The 20,882-nt window shown below is 43.3% G+C and carries 19 protein-coding genes; 5 read left to right on the top strand and 14 right to left on the bottom strand.

The window, feature by feature from the left end; translation table 11 throughout:
* Position 1: 1 nt before the first annotated feature.
* Positions 2 to 217, bottom strand: coding sequence for a FeoA family protein (locus U5K72_17950; GenBank protein MDZ7720706.1), 216 nt, complete (start codon positions 215 to 217; stop codon positions 2 to 4).
* Positions 218 to 220: 3 nt separating this feature from the next.
* Positions 221 to 439, bottom strand: a complete 219-nt coding sequence (locus tag U5K72_17955; protein MDZ7720707.1) for a FeoA family protein — start codon at positions 437 to 439, stop codon at positions 221 to 223.
* A 179-nt stretch (positions 440 to 618) separates the two neighbouring features.
* Between U5K72_17955 and U5K72_17960 the strand changes: the two genes are divergently transcribed.
* Entirely contained in the window at positions 619 to 1,713 is a 1,095-nt protein-coding gene (locus tag U5K72_17960) for a site-2 protease family protein (GenBank protein MDZ7720708.1), read from the top strand.
* Positions 1,714 to 1,779: 66 nt separating this feature from the next.
* Here the strand turns inward: U5K72_17960 and U5K72_17965 are convergent, their stop codons facing one another.
* Positions 1,780 to 2,436, bottom strand: coding sequence for a hypothetical protein (locus U5K72_17965; GenBank protein MDZ7720709.1), 657 nt, complete (start codon positions 2,434 to 2,436; stop codon positions 1,780 to 1,782).
* A 136-nt stretch (positions 2,437 to 2,572) separates the two neighbouring features.
* Complete coding sequence (gene mscL / locus U5K72_17970) at positions 2,573 to 2,980, bottom strand: large-conductance mechanosensitive channel protein MscL (GenBank protein MDZ7720710.1); 408 nt, start codon at positions 2,978 to 2,980, stop codon at positions 2,573 to 2,575.
* A gap of 168 nt (positions 2,981 to 3,148) precedes the next feature.
* Here mscL and U5K72_17975 point away from each other — a divergent pair, with 168 nt between their 5' ends.
* From U5K72_17975 to U5K72_17990, 4 genes are all read left to right on the top strand, one after another.
* Complete coding sequence (locus U5K72_17975) at positions 3,149 to 3,898, top strand: ATP-binding cassette domain-containing protein (GenBank protein MDZ7720711.1); 750 nt, start codon at positions 3,149 to 3,151, stop codon at positions 3,896 to 3,898.
* A gap of 40 nt (positions 3,899 to 3,938) precedes the next feature.
* Positions 3,939 to 5,369, top strand: a complete 1,431-nt coding sequence (locus U5K72_17980) for a glycine betaine ABC transporter substrate-binding protein (protein ID MDZ7720712.1) — start codon at positions 3,939 to 3,941, stop codon at positions 5,367 to 5,369.
* Between the two features lie 213 nt (positions 5,370 to 5,582).
* Complete coding sequence (locus U5K72_17985; GenBank protein MDZ7720713.1) at positions 5,583 to 6,023, top strand: DUF4174 domain-containing protein; 441 nt, start codon at positions 5,583 to 5,585, stop codon at positions 6,021 to 6,023.
* Between the two features lie 169 nt (positions 6,024 to 6,192).
* Entirely contained in the window at positions 6,193 to 8,190 is a 1,998-nt protein-coding gene (locus tag U5K72_17990) for a hypothetical protein (protein ID MDZ7720714.1), read from the top strand.
* A gap of 57 nt (positions 8,191 to 8,247) precedes the next feature.
* On the opposite strand, the gene U5K72_17995 is transcribed toward U5K72_17990, so the two are convergent.
* The 10 genes from U5K72_17995 to U5K72_18040 form a co-directional block, all read right to left on the bottom strand.
* Entirely contained in the window at positions 8,248 to 11,427 is a 3,180-nt protein-coding gene (locus U5K72_17995) for a type I restriction endonuclease subunit R (protein ID MDZ7720715.1), read from the bottom strand.
* A complete protein-coding gene (locus U5K72_18000; protein ID MDZ7720716.1) occupies positions 11,420 to 13,432 on the bottom strand; it encodes a putative DNA binding domain-containing protein in 2,013 nt (670 codons plus the stop codon). Before U5K72_18000 ends, U5K72_17995 begins: the two co-directional genes overlap by 8 nt.
* Positions 13,433 to 13,447: 15 nt before the next feature.
* Positions 13,448 to 13,615 (bottom strand): DUF4411 family protein, encoded by a 168-nt coding sequence (locus U5K72_18005; GenBank protein ID MDZ7720717.1) that lies wholly within the window; start codon positions 13,613 to 13,615, stop codon positions 13,448 to 13,450.
* Positions 13,612 to 14,772: an XRE family transcriptional regulator gene (locus U5K72_18010; protein ID MDZ7720718.1), complete on the bottom strand. Its 1,161-nt coding sequence runs from the start codon at positions 14,770 to 14,772 to the stop codon at positions 13,612 to 13,614. The genes U5K72_18005 and U5K72_18010 overlap by 4 nt, the downstream gene beginning before the upstream one ends.
* Before the next feature lie 315 nt (positions 14,773 to 15,087).
* On the bottom strand, positions 15,088 to 15,408 hold the full coding sequence (locus U5K72_18015; protein MDZ7720719.1) for a hypothetical protein: 321 nt from the start codon (positions 15,406 to 15,408) through the stop codon (positions 15,088 to 15,090).
* On the bottom strand, positions 15,383 to 15,628 hold the full coding sequence (locus U5K72_18020; protein ID MDZ7720720.1) for a hypothetical protein: 246 nt from the start codon (positions 15,626 to 15,628) through the stop codon (positions 15,383 to 15,385). Before U5K72_18020 ends, U5K72_18015 begins: the two co-directional genes overlap by 26 nt.
* A 233-nt stretch (positions 15,629 to 15,861) precedes the next feature.
* Entirely contained in the window at positions 15,862 to 17,268 is a 1,407-nt protein-coding gene (locus tag U5K72_18025) for an ATP-binding protein (protein MDZ7720721.1), read from the bottom strand.
* A 501-nt stretch (positions 17,269 to 17,769) separates the two neighbouring features.
* Positions 17,770 to 18,081: a hypothetical protein gene (locus U5K72_18030; protein ID MDZ7720722.1), complete on the bottom strand. Its 312-nt coding sequence runs from the start codon at positions 18,079 to 18,081 to the stop codon at positions 17,770 to 17,772.
* Positions 18,082 to 18,307: 226 nt separating this feature from the next.
* Entirely contained in the window at positions 18,308 to 18,529 is a 222-nt protein-coding gene (locus U5K72_18035) for a hypothetical protein (protein ID MDZ7720723.1), read from the bottom strand.
* Between the two features lie 63 nt (positions 18,530 to 18,592).
* Positions 18,593 to 20,128 (bottom strand): class I SAM-dependent DNA methyltransferase, encoded by a 1,536-nt coding sequence (locus U5K72_18040; GenBank protein MDZ7720724.1) that lies wholly within the window; start codon positions 20,126 to 20,128, stop codon positions 18,593 to 18,595.
* Positions 20,129 to 20,882 lie beyond the last annotated feature (754 nt).

The following is a 20,882-nucleotide window of genomic DNA, read 5'->3' on the forward strand; positions in this document are numbered from 1 at the left end:
CCTATTCAATTTCAATACATTTCGCCTCTGATTCCCGAAGCGACAATAAATATCCCCGTATTTTTACTTCGATGGGATAACCAAGAGGTGCCGCACGAACCACTTCTACTTTTGAGCCGGGAGTCAATCCCATTTCAAGCAGTCTCAACATTTCAGGCCCTTTGACATTTTTTATGGTTCTGACGCCTGATTCTTTTAGATCGGAAAGTTTTTTCATTCTCTATCTTGGTGTAACCAAAATGGATCGAGCCAGTTTGCCATTAATTGCAAGCTTGGTCCCTCCCACTTGTAATACGACATTTTTTTGGTTTGAGATGATTACTGCATGATTTCCCTCAACACAACCCAACTCCCTAAGACGCTTCGCCTCATCTGAACTGCACGAAAGCGTGGAGATATCAACGTTTTCACCGGGTTTTACAATGGTCAGTGGTAACATATCTATATCAGTTATACTATTTTAACTCAATCTAAATAAAGATATGAAATTAGGTGTTCAGGTGAAACCAAATCATAAACGAATTCAAATTTTTTATTCCAGGTGATTCGTAAAAAGAAGTTCACTATAAATTTTTATACTTAAGAAGGTTCTATTATTTCAACATTAGTTAAACACCTATGAGCTCTTCACTAAAAATTGGCCGGTTTGCGGGGATTAAAGTTCAAATTCACTGGACGTTCTGGCTTCTTTTCCTGTTTATCGGATTCCTGGTCTTTACAAAAGATGGTACATTTGCAGATCTAATCTGGCATTCTCTATTTATCATGGGATTGTTCATTTGTGTTGTTCTCCATGAATTTGGTCATGCACTGACTGCTAAAAATTATGGTATTCCAACTCGAAGCATAACCCTTCTTCCTATCGGCGGGCTGGCAAGCCTCAAAAAAATTCCGGACAATCCAAAAGAGGAGTTTCTTGTTGCAATAGCCGGGCCTGCTGTAAATGTTGTTATAGCAATTATTCTGGTAATTTTTGTACCCACTGAGACCTATACTTCGATGGATCCGGAAACGTTGCAGGAAGAACTCTCGATGATTACTCCCGACAATTTTCTTTTCTATCTTCTCACTGCCAACATCGCACTGGTTCTCTTTAATCTCATTCCCGCTTTCCCCATGGATGGCGGACGAATATTTCGTGCCATCCTCACCATGAAAATGGGACGAATTAAAGCTACTCAAATAGCCGCTTCGGTTGGAAAATTCCTGGCTCTTTTGTTTTTCCTTTACGGACTTTTTTATGGGATTTTGCTATCGGTGATTGCCGTATTTATCTGGTTTGGTGCCCATTCAGAAAACATCATGATTCAGCAAATTGAATTGATGAGAGGCTATAAAATTCGTGATGCCATGATTACCGAATACTCAACTCTGAATCCTGATGATATACTTAAAACCGCAGTTGATAAAATCCTGGCAAGTACACAACAGGATTTCGTTGTTGTTGAAAACGGTGAGATTGCCGGTATTCTGTATATGAATGATCTCTCCAAAGCCCTTCAAAGTTCAGGTGAAGAAACTCCCGTGCGTGAAGTAATGGACACCTCCGTAGTTACACTCGAAGCCAATAATGAACTGTCAAGCGCCTATCAAAAACTGAACCGGAAAAACCGCAATTTCTTTCCTGTGCTGGAAAATGGAGAGATTATCGGTGTGATGGATATGAATAACATCAACGAATTTCTGACTTTTCGGTCTGCTTTTGACTATTAGTAGGAAGATTCGCGAAGTAAGGAGATCCGCGAAGTTTTGGAAACTTCGCGGATCTAATAAGGCTTCCTACTCAAATATTAAATGACTTATCTCTTCAAATTCGTCCTTCTGTACTGAAAGGTGAAACCTTTTTAATTCATCTTCTCCCCCAAACCACTCAAAAACTTCATCTCTCTCTAATAAACTATTCTTGTTGGAAAGATATGCGCGATATGATGAAAAACTCCAGTTCCTCGCATTTTTTGTAAAACCATGGATTACTGGATTAAAATGGATATATCGAATCATATTGGCGAAATAATCATCTTGAGATATTTTTATTCGTTTCAAATTCTCCGAAAACAGGCTGCCTTTACGTTCATAAACTTTATTGTATGCCTTCGCATAAGAAATCAGACAATTCTTGAACTGCTTTGAAATATTCAAACTAAAATCGATTTGTCCTTCTAATCCGCGAAATCTTCCTGTACTTCGCGGATTTTTATCATCTAAGTCAAAAAAATTCTCTAATACACTCTCTTTTTTTACCCTTAACAAAAAATGAAAATGATTCGGCATCAAACAATAGGCGTATATTTTTGATATTGGATGAATATATTTTTCAATCTTACTTAGAAAGAAAAAATAGTTTTCAGTTTCCCTGAAAATCAGATCATCTCCATTAGCATGATGATACACATGATAGATATGACCGGGTTCGAAAGGAATGACTTTCTGTGCCATTTTATATTTATTTCTTGATACAGTTTTAACTGCTTTACTTGTATGAACCCGAATCAAGAAAACCCTTACAGCATTGGTAAAGTTTATAGCCCTGAAGAGATCCGCGAAGTTTTGGAAACTTCGCGGATCTCACCCATCAGGCTCCCTGCTCTTTCAGAAGATCTCTTATTTCTGTCAGCAATTTCTCTTCCGCATTTGGCTCCGGCGGAGGTGAAGGTATGGTCTCCTCTTTCTTTTTCATCTTTTCAAAAGACCGTATCACCATGAATATTGCAAAAGCGATAATTGTAAAATCAACCAGGTGCTGTAGAAAAACCCCGTAGTTTATCGTTACCGCGGCAACCTCACCGGAAGCTTCTTTAAGCGTGAGAACAAAATCACTAAAATCGACCCCTCCAAGTAATATGCCAATCGGCGGCATTAACACATCATTCACAAAAGAGGTAACAATCCGTCCAAATGCAGCTCCAATGACTACGGCAACAGCCAGGTCCAGCACATTCCCGCGAATGGCAAACTTTTTAAAATCCTGAATTAAACTCATAAAATAGCAGATTCGTTAAGGTTTGGTTTCCTTCACTTTAATTATTATTCAAATGGTATACAATAGTTCGGATTTAAAATTGATTCCATCTTTTTAATCAATCCTTACAGTTTTGGTAAAGTTTATAGCCTTATTTAGATCCGCGAAGTTTCCAAAACTTCGCGGATCTTGTACATTGCCTCCATGATACAGGCACGCCACATAACCAAAACATACGATCAAAAAGTATTGGACGATGTTTCGCTTTCGATTGATAAGGGAAAAACGGTATCGCTGATTGGGCCAAGCGGATGTGGAAAATCTACCTTTCTTCGGATTATTATGGGACTGATTGAGGCCGATTCCGGTGAAATTCTGATTGAGGATGAACCGATGACCGGGAAAAACGCTCTCTCCCTTCGAAGAAAAATGGGCTATGTGATTCAAAGCGGCGGACTGTTTCCTCATCTCACGGCCAGAGAAAATCTAACGCTGGTCACAAATTATCTCGGTTGGAATACTGAAAAAGAAGAGGAGCGAATTGATGAACTTTCAGCACTTACAAATATCGATTCATCGATGCTGGATCGTAAACCTGAAAATCTTTCCGGCGGACAGGCACAACGAATCAGCCTGATGCGCGCGCTCATGCTTGATCCTCCGATTTTACTAATGGACGAGCCGTTGGGTTCCATCGACCCGCTTGTGAGGTATGAATTGCAAAATGATCTTCGTTCAATCTTTCGTGAGCTTAAAAAATCCGTCTTGCTGGTTACGCACGATTTGGGCGAAGCCGCGTTTTTGGGTGATGAAATTGCCTTGATGCACTCCGGGAAAATCATTCAAAAAGGAACTATCAAAGAGATTATCGATCAGCCCGCGAATAACTTCGTAAAGGAGTTTGTGCAGGCACAACGCAGTCCGCTGGAGGAGTTGTAAGATGAGATTCTTGATGCTTTTTCTCTTTTCCTTTTTTCTGATGACCGATTCAGTTTCAGCACAAAGTCAATCAGATGAAGCTGTAACTATCGGCACTAAAACGTTTACTGAATCCGTCATCCTTGGAGAGATTTTAAAACAGTCAATTGAATCTGACGGACATCAAACCGCTCTCTACAAACAACTGGGCGGCACCCGGATCTTATGGAATGCACTTGTAGATGCCGAAATCGATCTCTATCCGGATTATACAGGAACCATCATCGAAGAGATATTATCCGGACGGGAAATTGAAAACCGGGACCAACTCATTGACGTTTTGGATCAGTTTGGAATTGAGATGACCGAACCGCTCGGATTCAACAACACCTATGCTCTTGGTATGAACCGTGAACGGGCTGAAGAATTAGGTATTGAAACCATTTCTGATCTGCGGGATCATCCCGAATTGATCTTTGGCTTTAGCAATGAATTCATGGATCGCGAAGATGGCTGGATTGGCGTTCAGCAGGTGTATCAACTCACTCCACAGCGGGTCAGAGGACTCGATCACGACCTTGCCTACCGCGGGCTGGATGCCGGAAATATCGATGTGATCGACCTCTACTCCACCGATGCAGAGATTGATTATTATGACCTGAAAGTTTTGGAAGATGATCTAAATTTCTTCCCTGATTATGAAGCGGTTTTTCTCTACAGGTCTGATCTGAATGAGGAGGTCGTTCAGGCGATCACCCGGTTTGAAGGAGAGATTTCAAGAGAAGAGATGATTGGAATGAATGCCGCTGTTAAGCTTGATCAGAAAGATGATGCCCTTGTTGCTTCAGAATTTTTAGCCGAAACCAGTCAAATTGAATCCCGGGTTTCTGTAGAAGGATTTTGGGACCGGCTTTGGCGTCACACTCTCGATCACCTTTACCTGGTTGGAATTTCACTCGGGCTTGCGATCCTGCTTGCCATACCGGTTGGGGTGCTGGCCGTAAAAGTACAGATCTTAGAAACTGCCGTTTTGGGAGCTGTAGGGATTCTGCAGACGATCCCTTCCCTGGCACTTTTGGTTTTTATGATTCCACTCTTCGGAATCGGCGCATTACCCGCCATCGCCGCTTTGTTTCTGTACAGCCTTCTGCCCATTGTTCGAAATACACACGCCGGAATTAAAACTATTTCTGAACCGGTCAAAGAGTCCGCCAGGGCACTGGGATTGCCCAATTCCCTCATCCTCCGAAAAATCGAACTCCCGATAGCCGTTCCCTCCATTTTAGCAGGAATCAAAACCTCGGCGGTGATTAATGTAGGTACCGCTACCCTTGGAGCGTTAATTGGTGCCGGCGGGTATGGTCAGCCGATTTTAACCGGTATCCGCCTCGACAGCGTCCCTTTAATTTTGGAGGGTGCAGTCCCGGCGGCTGTTTTGGCGCTACTGGTTCAAGGATTGTTTGATTTGGTGGAGCGGTGGTTGGTGAGGTGATTGAAGAGAGATCCGCGAAGTCTTATGGAAACTTCGCGGATCTAATCAACCAATTATTGATATCTATTCTATAATCTAATAAATGCCGTTTCATTAGAATAAGGAAATCCATAGTCCAACAGACTGGAATAAGGAAATCTTTCTATCTCCAAATCTCCATCTCTACTTCTTGCTAAAGAGAAACGTTACCCTCATATCTTTTGTAATGAAAGTATGAAATCAACAATTCTATTTCTTATTTGTCTTATCGTAATGGCTACCGATGCTCAATCGCAGGATCTCTCGTCTCACCGGTGGGAAGACCGCCTGATTTTAATTTTAACGGATGATACAAACAACTCTGTTTACCAAAATCAGATAGAAGAACTCTATTCGGATCAACAAGGCCTGGATGACAGAAAGCTTGTCATATACACTGTATTACCCGATAAATTTAAACGGGATGACAAAGAGAAAGAGGACTGGGTGGAATCCAATAAACTGTATTCAGATTACAAGAAGAGTGAAAAACCGTTCGAAATATTACTGATCGGACTGGATGGCGGTGTAAAACTGCGGCAATCTGAACTCTTGTCAAATGAAGACTTCTTTGGGAGAATTGACCAAATGCCAATGAGACGGAACGAGCTGAGACAACGCAACGGGGAAAATTAATTTTTCACCTGCCAAATCTATTTTCATTTACAGTTTGCCAAAAATAAATTGAGCTTTATTTCATTCGAAATTCGTAGCTAATAATAGAATTTCTTATCGGTCCAAAATCGGTGAGATTGAATCGTCTGCTGTACCAAAGCTATTAATTGTCGAGCTTAATCTGTCTGTTATGAAAATCATCCAATACCTGATCATCTCTATCCTGTCAGTTTCATTTTTTCTTTCATGCTCAACGGACAGCGGTTCACTCTATCAATTGAATGTGAGTTCAGATCCGGTTGAGGCCGGAAGCGTCTCCCCTGCCGAAGGCGAATATGACGAAGGATCGGAAGTGAACGTCTCTGCGACACCCAATGATGGCTGGATGTTCGAACGATGGCAGGGATCCGTTACAGGTACGGATAATCCTATATCCGTCACAATGGACTCCGACAAGAACATCACCGCCCTTTTTGCAGAGCGGCAGTTTCCGCTTGAGACTGAAACGGACGGCGAGGGGACGGTCGAAGAGAGTTTGGTTCAAAGTAAAATAACCGATTATGATTCCGGTGCTATTGTAGAATTGAATGCTGTTCCCGCCGGAGGTTGGAAATTTGTGGAGTGGCAGGGAGACCTTACGGGAAGTGACAATCCTCAAACAATCACGATGGATGGACCAAAATCTGTCACAGCAGTCTTTGAAGAGGGCGTGAGCGAGCCAAATCCGTTGAGCGTCAACTTTGAAACCGAGAACTCATCTTCAGTTACAACTCTAATACCCAGGGAGGGTGGTTCCATCTCAACTACAGATTCAAGAGGAATCACATACACACTCGATATTCCGGAAAATGCACTGCTCTCACCTGAGGAGATTACAATGACCCCATTCAGCTCCATTGAGGACGCTCCGGTGGGTTCATCCTTTCGCCTGGGAGTGGATCTTCAGCCTGAAGGCCTGGAATTTCTTGAAGCAGCCACACTTCGAATCGAAGATCCCAACGGATTGCCCGGTTCAAACAGCAGCCAAATTGTTGCTTTTGGTGCAGAGTCCAACGGAGATGAGTTCTATTTCAGTTCGGTTCGTGAAACGACATCGAATGAGGTAGTCATGCCTGTCTCTCACTTCAGCGGAAATGGCTCCATGGAAGCGACCGATGATGAGATACGAGATCAGCAGCAAAATCATCCGCCCACGGATCCAAGAGACAGAGCCTCTCAAAACCTGTTGAATGATCCATCAATACAGACTGAAGTTAGTATTCTTGAAGCATATCATGCCCAGGCGATGGCAATCATTTCCGTAGCAGGATCATCTCCGGAACTTATGGAGCAGGCGTTTCAGCTTTACAGATTTTGGAAAATAAAGTTAAACACAGCAAGGTCGGAGGTTCAGGCCCAGGTTTCTGCATTGGATGCTCAACTAATATCTGCTATGATCTCAACCTTCCAAACCGCTGTTGTACAGGCAAAAACCGATTGCCTGAACCACGATCTATCCAAAATTCGCTTGCTGCTGCGGTGGAGCTATCTGAGCCTGATTTACCCCGAGGTGGTTACCGGCTCTACCTCCCAAAGCCTTCTCGAGGATGCCGCCAATTGCGGCCAGTTTGAACTTGAGATTGAATCATCGATGGAGTTCAAGGATGGAGATCCTGATGATAAAGTTTATGCAGCAATTAAAGGAGTGATTCCGATTGGAGCAGAAGTCTCTACTGCCGTCGGAATTACATTTTCCGGCCAGGGTAATGTTGAACACACCGGGTTGAGCTGGATCGACTCAGACAGCGATGATTGCATCACACTTTTTACCGGAAAAAATGGTGATATGACCATTACAGGATTAAACTTAGGACTTAATATTGCAACGGCCGGGGCTAACGGAGCGCCAAGTGGAGTAGTGTTGCCTGTAAACTTTAGAATCACCATGGTGCCGGGAAATATTCGCGAGCAGCTGCAGATTGAATGCGATGGAGAAATAATTTCTGATGAAGAAACAGGAGTTTGGTTTAGCGGCTGGGCGGATCTTCATATCGATCAAATGACGGAACGAGGGTTTGAAATGAAAGAGTGGATTCCCCCCTCTTCTACAGCAGATCCTGCATTAATTGCAGTTAAAGTCAATGACCTTGAAAATGACATTCACATTGAGCAATCGGAGTTTAAGTTGTTTCATCGGCCTGCTTTTTAAATTGTGTCTCTATAAGTTCTCTTACAGGTGCAAAAAATATTTCATGATTTTCTCCACTCAATACCTCTGATACACATGATCAAACACCTCGTTCACCGTTGAGGTGAACAGGCGCCGGTCGTACACATCAGGCAGAATACTGTCGAACTCCCGCTCGATGGTTACTTTCACATCGGAGATGTAGCGCTGCTGTTTTTTCCAGTCCTGCACCAGCTTCTCCTGCTTCAGCTTTTCAATCAGATCGTGAACCCCTTCCTTGATCTTTTTTCGTTCGGCCGGTTTCAGATCGATTTTCTGCCGCTGGGTGACGATATCGAAAATAGCGAGCTCCTCCTCATCCATGTTCTCTTTAACTGCGCGTTCTCCCTCCTCACTCAAGTCTTTGGCCAGATCGAACAACTCTTCCAGCTGCAGATCCACATTGATGCTGTAGTTGTTGTACTTCTCGATCATCTCCTCAAACCGCTCCTTAAAATCCATCCGGGTCCGGTTCTGCTCCACCATCTCCTCGATGCGTTCTTTCAAGGTAGTTTTGATCTTCTCCAGCTCAATACGCTTGTGCTTTTTCTTGTTGAATCGCTCTTTCAGCTTCTCAAAATCAATCTTTCCAATATCGATCAGATCGGTATCGTAATCAATCGTATACCCCTCGCTGACAATCGACTCGTCCAGTTTTTTCTCAATTTTATATTCTACTTCTGAAATATCATCCGGCTGAAACGGCTCCAGGATTTTAATCTTGTCAGCAATCGCTTTTAATGCGGACCGTACCGGCAGATATTGGTACGCATCGGGATCGGGCAGGATCGCCTTGTAGAGCTTGTTCACAACCCGCGCATGTTTATTGAACTCTTTTTTCTTCTGATCGTTCATCAGAACGTTTTCAACGGCATCATCAACCGACTCATCCAGTTCCCTGTACTCCACAATTGCTTTGGCAAACTCATCCAGGTACACAGTTTGGTCAAATCCTTTTGCCTGAATGATCTTGTCCAGATCCACTTCCTGTTCATCGCAGAACGCTTTCGCTTCCGCAATCGCCTCTTCAAGCTGACGAACCAACTCTTCTTTATCCTTCACCGGCGCTTCACCGCCCTCTTCCTCTTTCTTACCGGTCGCATAGATAGCCAGTGCTTTCTGAAGGTTTCGGAACACACCCACATAATCCACAATCAGGCCGTTATTTTTGCCCTCAAACACGCGATTGGCTCGGGCGATGGTCTGCATCAGGGTGTGGCTCTTCATCGGCTTGTCAAGGTAGAGAGTAGATAAACTGGGCACATCAAAACCGGTGATCCACATCGCGCAGACAAACACCAGGCGCAGCGGATTCTCCTCATCCTTAAACATCTCATCCAGCGGCTCTTTTTCAATTCGCATGCGATGCTTTTTGATATCCAGTCCTTTCTTCTCAAAATCCCGGATCTCATTCTGGGACTGGGAGATCATCACGGCCATATCCGTCTCATTCATAAAATGGACTTTCTCCAATAGCACATTGCGCCGGGAGCCGACAGCCGTTTTCAGCTCCTCTTTATACTCCTGCAATTTCTTCTTCCAATATTTTTCAACCAGGTCATACATCTTGATCGCCGTAAACCGGTCCACGGCAATGAACAGTCCTTTGCCCATGTATCCCCTGTTCAGAAAATGTTCCACCAAGTCTTCCGCGATGGTCTCCAACCTGTCGTTCCGGGTAAGCAGGTGATACTCCTGCCTGAACTCCCGCTCCAGCTTCTCCTCCTGTTTCTCAGTCAGGTTGGCATCATCCAGAATCTCGGCCAGCTCCTCATTCAGATCCTCGTTGGTGAGCTGAAGCTCCGGAATGCGGTTCTCGTAAAACAGAGGTACTGTAGCCCCATCCTCAATGGACTGCTTAAAGTCATACACGCTCACATAGTCCCCGAATACCTCCCTCGTCTTTTCATCTTCTCCTTTGATCAGCGGGGTTCCGGTAAAGCCGAGAAAGGCCGCATTGGGCAGCGCTTTCCGCATGTTCATAGCCAGCACATCATACTGGGTTCTGTGCGCCTCATCGGTCATCACAATGATATCTTCATCTTCGCTGAGGACCGGGAACTCCTCGCCGTCCCTTGCGTGGAATTTGTGGATCAGCGTAAACACATAGCGGTGATTTTCGCGCAGCAACTGCTGAAGCTGTTCCTTGCTGTCGGCCCGAACCGTTTTTTCGGGTTCGGTAACAGCGCCTACAGAAGCAAAGTTCTTGTAAATCTGATCGTCCAGGTCAATGCGGTCGGTCACAATCACAAACTTCCAGTTGCCCGGCAAAGCCCGCATGATCTTCCGGGTAAAGAACACCATCGAGAAGCTCTTCCCGCTTCCCTGTGTGTGCCAGAATACTCCCAGCTTTCCCTTGTTCTTTTCGATGTGTCGTACGGCTTGAATCGCGTTGTTCACTCCCAGATATTGGTGGTTTTTGGCCAGCAGCTTTTGCGGCTCCCCGCCGGTTGTTTTGAACAGCACGTAGTGTTCCAGAAGATCCATCAACCGCTCTTTCTCACAGATTCCCCGGATGGCCGTCTCCAGGCTCACTCTACCGGGTTCCTCCTCATCACTGATCTTCTTCCACTCGTTAAAATGCTCCCAGGGAGAGGTGATGGTTCCTACTTTGGTATCCGATCCGTTGGAGAGGATAATCACTTGATTGTACCAGAAGAGCTGCGGGATCGTATCTTTATAATCGTGCAGGTTATCGTGATAAGCTTCGTAGAGACGTCGGGTTGATTTCTTGAGTTCGAACAAAATCATGGGGAGGCCGTTGACAAACCCGATCAAATCCGGCCGGCGCCGGTGCATCTCACCGGATACCCATAGCTGGCTGACCAAAAGATAGTCGTTCTTCTCAGGGTTTTGCCAGTCGATTACCTTTACTGTATGCTGAACTTGTGTTCCCTCGGCATTCCGGTACTCCACATCCACACCGTCTCGGATCAGGTCATACACCTGTTGATTGGCTTTAACGGGATGGACAGAAGAACGGTCTCGCGTAATTTCTTTGATCGCCTCCTCAATCTGATCTTTGGGGATGTCCGGATTGAAACCCTGAAGCTTCTCTCGAAGAACATTTGTCAGCACCACCTCTTCCGTCGTCTCACGGCCGAGATCTCCCTCTGCGCCCAATACCTCATCATAGGCGTTGTGCGTTTTCCAATTCAGGTCACTGAAAAGATCAATAGCAGGTTGTTCTACAGTGCTGTCTTCGGTGTATTTACTCACTGGTTATATAAGCTTGTTTTTCGTGATTAGGAGTTGACGGAAAAGCCATTTTCATCTCATCTTTTTCAACAAGTTTTTTAATATACCGCTGCCTCAGGCCATCACTATTTCTATCAACAATTTGAGAAAGAGCATTAATGGTAATGTACTGCTCCCTACATAAATCTAAGATAACGCTGCTTAATGTCTCTACGGCTACTCTTTTTTTATTTCGTGGAACTTTCGCTTTTTCTTTAAGCTCGTTCAAATAATCATCCGAAAGTTCATATAATTGATCAATTACAGGAAAATCGAACTCCGCTGTAATCAGACGTCCTTTTGTGTCACGCTCTTTTTCACTGTTATGTTTGGAGCTATCAGCTTTATGTTCGGAGCTCTCGCCTATATGTTCGGAGCTTGCAGGATTGTGTTCGGAGCTTTTACCAAAATCAGATTCCGTATTTTTTGCAGAAACACCTCCTTTTGAGAAAACGTCCTCCGGTGTCGGAAGATCTCGACCAGGTAATGTATATGTCCTTCCTTTTGTTTTGCCGGTTGGAACCAGGAAATTAGACTTTACCAAATTCTGAAGAGATAAAGAAATGTCATGCGGATGTGTTTCAGATATAGATTGGATACGTTGATGAGAAATTACACCTTCTGATTCCGCTGTCGCAAGAATAATTCGTTCGAGCATGTTTATCTTATCAATTTCTTTTCCAAATAAATCCCGCAATTCATCCATTGTTTCATCAGGAATTAAAGATTGCATTCTTAATTCCATGAGGGTTTGTTCAGGCTCCTGAATTTCATGCAAATAGGGTTTACGCCAGTGTTGTTTATCCCAATTCTGTATAATTTTGGGTATCCCGGAGCCAGCTCTTTCTCCCAACCCCGCGAGTAGAAACATTTGATGCATAATTCGGTTTCTACAGTCAGAAATTCCACCTCCGTAAGCCGTTTCAACAGGAATACGCATTAATCCGGGGTTGCGAAATCCAAACATATCCGGCCTTTTTACTACTAAAATTGACACCCGTCCCATATAATCTGCATGAACAAGAGCGTTTATCAATGCTTCCCTTATTGCCTCGTGTACCGGTGTGTCTTCAACACGCTGTCCCTTTTTAAGTTGAAATGGCACTTTAAGGTCAGTAGTCATTTTGCGATACACAATTTGATAAAAATCAAAAATGTTGCCCGACCACGTGCCATCAGGAACCACACGATCTACCCATCGCAGCTCGGTTTTGGCTTCAGGTCGTTCCTGGTAGTCCACAAAGTAGTACGGAACTGCATCTTGAATAACTTCCCATTTACCAAACATTAAAATACCGGCTAATGTTAAACCCTCTTTTCCAGTTTCACGATCACGTTTATAGCCACCAATTTTTCTCAAAAAATCGATATGGTTTAGCTCTAAAAAAGGATGGTTACTATTCCTCAGGCGTAGCATCTGCCGAAATCTTATCAGTGTTTCATCTTCAATATCTTTTAAGTTGTAACCTGGAAAAATTTTACTATCCCTATCATCGTACTGTTGCTCAGCCAACATTCTTTTAACCGTTTCATCATCACATAATCTATCTCCTTCGTGAAGCCTTTTATATGTGTTGCCGATTGGATTATTATTTAAATATACCGGTTTTTGCTTGCGAGTAGCCGGAGGAACGTAGATTACGATGATATCTCCATTCGGCCCCGGAATTAACTTGATATCTTTATTCCCAACGGTATTAAAACTAACCTTCTGTTTATTATTTAGTGTGTCATAGATTTGTGAGACCAGTATTTCTGCTTTGGGTATACCAAAGGGCTCAAATGAATCGTCCATCTCTTTTACCCCAAGTAGTAAGAAGCCTCCATCAGTATTAGCAAAAGCAGAATACGTTTCCCACATGGATTTCGGGACAGATCCCAGCCCGTCTTTTCCAAGAGCTTTCTTGCACTCCAATTCATGACTTTCTTTGATCAAATGGAGATCTGCAATAGTTGAAATGTCTGTCTGTTTGCTAAAAAGGGTCATTTAAACTTTTCTTTATTAACATTCATCACCACCTTTTTCCAACTCTTTAAACACCACCTCCGACATCCCGCCAATTCCATTACGCCCCATCGACTCAACCCAATCCCAAAGTTTCGGGAAATTTTCAATCGGATACTGTCTCCAGGCACCGATGATCGCATCCGAATCGAGGGAATATCTCAAACGTAGTTCCCCTCCTCCGGCCAGCCGAAGGTTTTCGCGGCAAGTTCATTCAGGTTGGGCACTTTCCATCCGGTAAGATTAGCCAGCTCCGCAACCGTAATCTGTTCGTTGAAATAGTTTTGAAACGCAGCTTTCAGATAGAGCCGTCCTTTTTGGACGATCCGGTTGTAATAGGGATTGCCGCCAGAGCCTCCGCTTCCCGAGCTGTCATAAAATGAAAATTCAGGCAATAGAACATCATACTCGCTCTCGCTGATAAGTCCACATTTTTTTAAACGGATCATCATCACATATCCCGAAACCCGGAATCGGTTGCTTACACGTTTTACTTCTTTTACCGAAAAATCGGATCTGTTAAATTCATTTTTCAGCAGATCTTCCGGTACCAAAATCTCAGCGGCCAGACGATTACAGGACTGTTCAAGTGAGCGGTTACTTCCGAAATAATTCGTGAGCGAATCATTAATCAGCACGGAGTTTCTGAACAGAACATGGGCCAGTTCATGGATCAGCGTGAATATCCGGGCGTTGTAGGAATCTTTTGAATTGATACCGATAACCGGAAATGGAGTATCTGCAATCGCAAACCCCCGGCATTCACTTACTTCTACATAAGGAAACTGCAAAACATAGATATCCCGTTCTTCCAGCAGGTTTTTCCACTCTGTCAGGGCGTTCGAAGAACTGTTCCATGATCTTTGCAGATCAAATGACACATCCAGCCAGTCCCTCACCTCTTTGGCCATGACCGAAATTTGCTTTTCGCCAACTTCATACTCCGGAATTTTCTCAGGGGATTGATTTAACGACCGATAGAGGCTAACCAGCTCTTCCCGGTTTCTGCGTGCTTCCCGGATGGCGGATATCAGTTTGGGTGAAGTGGATTCGAGCGCAAGATTATTAATCGTCCTGAACTCCGACAACGGCTCCTCTTCTTCGGGAACAGTCTCCAGATAGAAATAGGCAGGGGTTCTGTCTAATTTGTCAGCAATTTTAATCAACTGATTGGTGGTCGGCTTCTCCTCTCCCTGTTCCCATTTCAGCCACCTCTCCTCATTCACTGCCAATTTCTTAGCAATTACAGGTATATCATACCCCATTCGCTCGCGTGAGAACGTTAAGACAGAAGGATTGATATTTTCTCTTACAGTGGCCATTTCTGATGAATATAACGAAAATATTTTGGTCCTGATTTCTTGAATAAATGTAAGAATAATCTCCTCTCCAGAGGAGACAGTCCCGAAGCTTCGGGACAGAGGTGTGTTCGTGTGAGACAGTTACGCCGCCAGCGTGACAGAGGTGTGTTAGGGACAGGCCGGAGGGGATTTTAATGCCCATCCACATTGCATACTGTAACTATCGTAAGTATGGTCAACGTAATCAGATCTTATTGCTTATTCTACTTGTAGAAGGATATTGGGCCAGTTTTTGTGGTTTCGGTTGGCATTCTTTCATTTTTAAATTAAAGTTTATCAAAAACTGATATACCTGTACTCAAAATCTGTTTCTTTAAATCCACATTCATGCCTGATTTTCTCCAGACATTTCGAGTGTAAGTCTCGAAACGTTTTTTGATACTCTATTACCTCTTCAGTTGGAATTTGTTCTTTTTTGGACTCGGCTTTCTTTATTCTTTTGGACCATTCTCGTTGCGAGTCAATTAATTTCCCCAGTGTTTCCAATACCTCATCTGGTGCCCAAATATGCATTTCATCGTATGCGGCCAAAAATTCATTCTTTTCTGCGTCACTTGAGGTTTCTGTAGCATCAGCCTTTTGTAAAAAGACACGCATACTTTTTAATTAATCGGCTATAAACCTCTCTTCTTCTATACAACAAATCCAATTCTGTAGCACGGTTTTTTTCAAGCTCTGAGACAAAGGTTTGTTCGATTCTTTTATGGAAAAACAATCCAATTCCTACAAGAATGAGAAAGAATATAAATCCACCTAATCCTAAAGTGATCAGTAGCTCATTAGCGAGCTCGTTAATAACATCATTTTGATTATTCATAGTCTACTTTTTAGACTTCAAAGTTCATTCTGCTTATCCTCCATTTTGGAGAGGTATTGAGCAAGCTCTTTATGTGTTTGTACCCAGGTGAATTTTACATTTAACAGATCAATTTTGTGGATAACTTTGTCGGATTGTGGATAACTTACATTTGCGATGAAATAAACAAACCATTGAATTTAATAAACTTAAGAGAGTAGAGATTCAAAAAAGCACTTTGCGATGAAATAAAACTAAGCCCATACTGGAATATACTTTGCATATCTTTTTGATGTATTTGAAGGATCGTCAAGTTTAATCAATCCTGCCTCAATCGTAGACTGTATAATTTGTGATGCTGTATTTGACTTACGTTCTCCCAAACCAAATCTATCCCTAAGTGATGAGTTCGTCATTTTTTCATTGCTTACAAATCGTAGACAACAGTGCAAATAACAGGCACGCACTTTATCATTCCCATCCATTTCTTCAAAATCCTTATGTGAATAAAGTGTAACTGTTGTGTGATTATGTCTTTCTTTAAAATCAGGAGCTGGCAATTGGTGATATTCTGTTTCAAAAACTACTTTATCAATTCCACTGCTTTTCTCTTCACAAATTCCCAGAATTCTCATAATATCTGCAAGATCTTCATTTCTGGTCTTGTTTTCATCTACAAAACGTTCAATCGGAATGAGGGGCTTTCCAGGATTTGTAAACTCAATTCGATCTTCAAAAATTTCAATTTTTACATTGGTGCCAGTTTCCAAGAAATCCTGATGGATTAATGCATTCGCCACCAACTCTCGTATTGCAACCTTAGGATACATCTTCACATTCTTTCTAAGTGCCTTTTCAATGACTTCATTTTCAGGTGTTTGAGATTGAATGAAACTCACCAAACCTTCAAAACCTGTCACATAGCCTTTCACTCCTTGTTGATCCCGTTCAGTATGTACTCTGTTCTTCCCTTTATATACAATTACACGTGGAGCTTTTCTATACAATTGGTCAAATTGACTCAAATCTTTTGCCAGTAGCAAGGCTCCTAAATTAGTAATCGTATAACCTGAATTATCATGAGCGACTATTTTTTTGCTCTGGAATTTTTCAATGATCGATGCATGACTTGATGGCAGCGGCTGTTCCAGCAAATCAAAATAGATTTGAATGTCCAATAATTGAATTGCATCTGATGCAGAAAGCCCAGTTTTTGCTTCTCTAAGCAACCAATTCTCCTGGTCCTCATTGAAAATTCTCTTCAATTGTTCGGGAGACATAGCGGTAAGTTCTTGGCCGGATCTCATATAATATGCCCCCTCAAGATGATATGCTGATCCTTTGGGCCGGGATGGAATATCGAAAACTACTATCCTTCCATCTCTGTGATTGAACTCACGTACATTCACTCTAAAGTTAAGTGAATTGTATAGTTGAGAACTTATTTTGCTAATGTCTTTAAATGCACTTGTTCCCACAACGTTTCTTGGCATTTTATCTGAAACGCCCAAAACCAAAAATCCACCGCCCTCATTTGCGATAGCGACACAATATTTATTTAATTTTTGGTAATCGTACTGAGTTTTAGCTTCCTTAAACTCAAGATTTCGTGACTCTTTTCGATGTGTCAACCACCCCTCTATATCATGTAGTGTTACCATAACATTTTATCAATTATTATACTACACCTTCCCCGAAATCAACCTCGGCAACAACAAATCACGGGTTGCTTTCAGTTTTTTATTTTTCACTAATCAATATTTCTATCTAGATACCCAAAGTTTTGGACTAACAGTTCTTGAAATTTTTCCAGATACTTCTTGTAGATGGTACTACTGATTGAATATTCTTTTAATCACTGTCCCTGTCATTAATGTTTGTGCTGAGCAGCACCTTGGCATATCGCCGTATCACTTTAAATCGTGTACTCTGTAATAGAGTGAGAAATATATAGCTATAATCAAATGGCTTATTTTTCTGTATGATTGCACAACAGGCCTATCAGAGCGCATCCATATCAATTTTCCCATCACAATATTCAACTGTAGCTCCATACATAGCTATTAGCACCAACTTTCGAACAAAGCTTGCACATGAATTTTCGAGGCCAAGTTTTGACCTTTCTTGCACTTACCTGAATAGATTCATTCAACTCCATAGATTTAGGCCATACGAATACTCCTATCGTGATCCTTTGCTGATTTTCTACTTGCATTCGCAGCACTTGTATCATAAAGGTCAATAACTTCTTTAACCTCCCACCCCTCCGGCACCTCACCCAAATCCGTCGCCGAATCCACCATCTCATCCTCCTCGTGGCCGGGGTAGCGGTAGTGCACAAACCACTCGCGGTAGATGAGCCGGGCCAACTCCTCCAAGATGGCAATGCGCCGGGTGTTGTTTTCAATCAGGTCGTCAAATGCAGAGAGGATTGAGGCGATTATTTCCTGTCTTTTTGAGATCTGGAATTTCAACTTCAAACTTTCTTAGTCTCAGTTAGTAAAAGATTCTTTTGCGAGGTTCCACCTGCTTTATTAATTAAAAGATTTGTAGAGTCAAGTAGCTTATAGAAAAGATATTTTGGGTTAACCTTCGATTTATCGGGTTTTAGTATGGCCACACTTTTTTGAAATGTCGTAGTCTCCCATTTATCAGATTTTCTAACAAAAGCCATCCGTCCAATTGTGCCACTATTTGTTATCAGAATATCATCTGAGTTCTAAATTGAGTCCTTCTATGTGTCTTTGAGAAATCATCTTTTGTTATTTGTCTGGCTCCATCATAATTGATTTTTCCATCTCTTATATCCTTACAACTGATAAAGTAATATCCAGAAGACTCCTTATCTTGACTATTGCCGTGCTTCCCATCAGTAATATTTAAGCAAATCTCTTGCAGTTCTTTCACTATTGATTTAGCCACCTGTAATAATATTATTTATGCTGTCAGAAATATCATTTTCCAATTCAGTTGAGCCTCTAGCATTCAGTAACTCCAGCTCCTCATACAGACTCCTAAGCGAACTTTAAAGTCCACATCATCCTCTTCCCGCTCGGCCACTCCTACATAGCGCCCAGGGTTCAGGCTCCAGCCTTGTTCTTCAATTTCTTCTATGGTGGCCACTTTGCAGAGACCGGGAATGTCTTTGTACTCTCCATTTGGAAAAAGATCGTTCATGTTCTCCGGCTGAGAAATATTATTGCCGTCGGCCTTGTACTCTACATCCGGTTCAGCAGCCATTGGCAGGGTGTCTTCCATCGCCTCGCCCCGGTACCGACGCACGATCCCAGCCAGGAAGTCAATCTGCTCGGGGGTAAAATCGCGGTGGGCGCGGTCAATCTGCCGGTAGATATTCCGGGCATCCACAAACAGCACTTTGTTTTCGCGGTCGGTTCCTTTCTTGCCCTTGTCAAAGAACCAGAGCGTACAGGGCAGCGTCACCGTATAGAAGAAGTTGGAGCCGATGGAGACGATCACATCTACCACGCCCTCTTCAATCAGTTTCCTGCGGATCTCCATCTCGCTGTGGCGGGCATCGGCGGCAGAGTTGGCCATCACGAACCCGGCGCGGCCGTTTTCATTCAGTGCACTGTAAAATTCCTGTATCCAGAGGTAGTTGGCATTGTCCGTACTCGGTATGCCCAGCGGGTAGCGGGGATCGCCTTCAATCGCCTCCTTATCCACTCCGCTCACGTTAAACGGCGGATTGGCCATCACATAATCGAACTTCGCCACCACATCGTGAATGTTCTCATAGTAGGTGTTTCCCGAGCGGATATCCCCCTCTAATCCGTGAACGGCCAGGTTCATCTTACAAAGGCGTACGGTGTTTTCCACCTTCTCCTGTCCGTAGATGGAGAGCACATCGCCGCCATTCTGCCGGTGGCGCTCCCGGAACTTGGCACTCTGCACAAACATGCCGCCCGATCCGCAAGCTGTATCTAAAATTTTACCACTAAAAGGTTCAATAATCTCAACAATCAACTGTACCAGGGTAGTCGGCGTAAAAAATTCGCCCCCTTTCTGTCCCTCGCTCATCGCAAACTTGCCGAGAAAGTATTCATAGATCTGCCCGAACACATCCCCGCTTACTCCATCACCAATGTTGGAGAAGCTTTTCAGGAGGTCTTTCAGAATCTGGTCCCCAAATTTCTTGTACTGCTTGGGGAGTACATCCTTTAGCTCGGGATTTTCCTTTTCAATCGCCTCCATCGCCTCATTGATCTTCTGGCCGATATCCTCCTTCTCCGGAAGCTCCAGCAGGTAGTCGTACCGGGCATGCTCCGGCAGGTAAATAGCTCCTTTGGCCTTATAATGGTCCGGCCCGATGGTTACCCGGCTGCTGCTTTTCTCCTGCAGCTCCTCATGCACAGGCTGAAACCGGTGCCAGGCATAGCGGAGGAAAATGAGACCCAATACCGGTGTAGAATATTCGTAGGAACTGAGGGCGGAGTTGGCGCGAAGGTTGTCAGCCGCTTCCCAAAGGCGGTTTTCAAGGTCTTTGAGGGTGTCTGATGTCATAGATGAATGGTGTTGTGATCCCGATTACTGCTCAGTGATTTTTTCGTAACAGTGGATAGTAAAGAAAATGAGATAGGAATGGAAATGGATGATGATCGTCTCTTCAGAGGGATAACCTGAATCTCCTCTGAGAGGAGACAGTTACGAAGCGTTTAGCGGAGTAATCAGAGGTGTGTCCCGCGGGGTGCATCAACCTTGGCAAACTCCAAAACTCCAATCAACACCCACCAACACACCCCTGATTGAACCACTGAACGTGGTTTCAATCTGTCCCCTCTCAAGAGGGGATTTTATATTCTCCTCTGCAGAGGAGACAGATTACGGAGCGTTTAGCAGAGTAATCAGAGGTGTGTTCGTGTAAGGCAGTTGCGCCGCCAGTGTGTCAAAGTTGTGTTAGGCGCAGGCCGCAGGGGATTTTAATGCCATCCACATGCAAGTTGTAACTGTCGCAATTATAGTCAGCTCGATCAGATCTTACTACTTTTTATCATTATCGAAAGAAATTAATCCTGTTTTTTGTGGAAATGGTATCCACTGAATTTTATGAATTCAATTTCTCTTTAATAGCCTTATCACTCTTGAAAATAAAAAGCCTAACCAACTGTAAATATATAACTTACAAGTCAATTAGGCTTTTAAGTGTGCCCTCGACTGGATTCGAACCAGCACGCCGTTTCCAGCACTGCCCCCTCAAGCGTGCGCGTCTACCAATTCCACCACCAGGGCTTTAGGTATCAAATCAATAAATAGTTTG

The sequence above is a fragment of the Balneolaceae bacterium genome (assembly GCA_034521495.1).
In the GTDB taxonomy this organism is placed as follows: domain Bacteria; phylum Bacteroidota; class Rhodothermia; order Balneolales; family Balneolaceae; genus Rhodohalobacter.

Bases quoted from the DNA above. Each gene is read 5' to 3' on its own strand.
- U5K72_17985 (MDZ7720713.1), top strand. From the start codon at position 5,583: ATGAAATCAACAATTCTATTTCTTATTTGTCTTATCGTAATGGCTACC.
- U5K72_17980 (MDZ7720712.1), top strand. From the start codon at position 3,939: ATGACCGATTCAGTTTCAGCACAAAGTCAATCAGATGAAGCTGTAACT.
- U5K72_17950 (MDZ7720706.1), bottom strand. From the start codon at position 217: ATGAAAAAACTTTCCGATCTAAAAGAATCAGGCGTCAGAACCATAAAA.
- U5K72_17990 (MDZ7720714.1), top strand. From the start codon at position 6,193: ATGAAAATCATCCAATACCTGATCATCTCTATCCTGTCAGTTTCATTT.
- U5K72_17955 (MDZ7720707.1), bottom strand. From the start codon at position 439: ATGTTACCACTGACCATTGTAAAACCCGGTGAAAACGTTGATATCTCC.
- U5K72_18020 (MDZ7720720.1), bottom strand. From the start codon at position 15,628: ATGAATAATCAAAATGATGTTATTAACGAGCTCGCTAATGAGCTACTG.
- U5K72_18040 (MDZ7720724.1), bottom strand. From the start codon at position 20,128: ATGACATCAGACACCCTCAAAGACCTTGAAAACCGCCTTTGGGAAGCG.
- U5K72_17960 (MDZ7720708.1), top strand. From the start codon at position 619: ATGAGCTCTTCACTAAAAATTGGCCGGTTTGCGGGGATTAAAGTTCAA.
- U5K72_18010 (MDZ7720718.1), bottom strand. From the start codon at position 14,772: ATGGCCACTGTAAGAGAAAATATCAATCCTTCTGTCTTAACGTTCTCA.
- U5K72_18025 (MDZ7720721.1), bottom strand. From the start codon at position 17,268: ATGGTAACACTACATGATATAGAGGGGTGGTTGACACATCGAAAAGAG.
- mscL (MDZ7720710.1), bottom strand. From the start codon at position 2,980: ATGAGTTTAATTCAGGATTTTAAAAAGTTTGCCATTCGCGGGAATGTG.
- U5K72_18015 (MDZ7720719.1), bottom strand. From the start codon at position 15,408: ATGCGTGTCTTTTTACAAAAGGCTGATGCTACAGAAACCTCAAGTGAC.
- U5K72_18000 (MDZ7720716.1), bottom strand. From the start codon at position 13,432: ATGACCCTTTTTAGCAAACAGACAGACATTTCAACTATTGCAGATCTC.
- U5K72_17965 (MDZ7720709.1), bottom strand. From the start codon at position 2,436: ATGGCACAGAAAGTCATTCCTTTCGAACCCGGTCATATCTATCATGTG.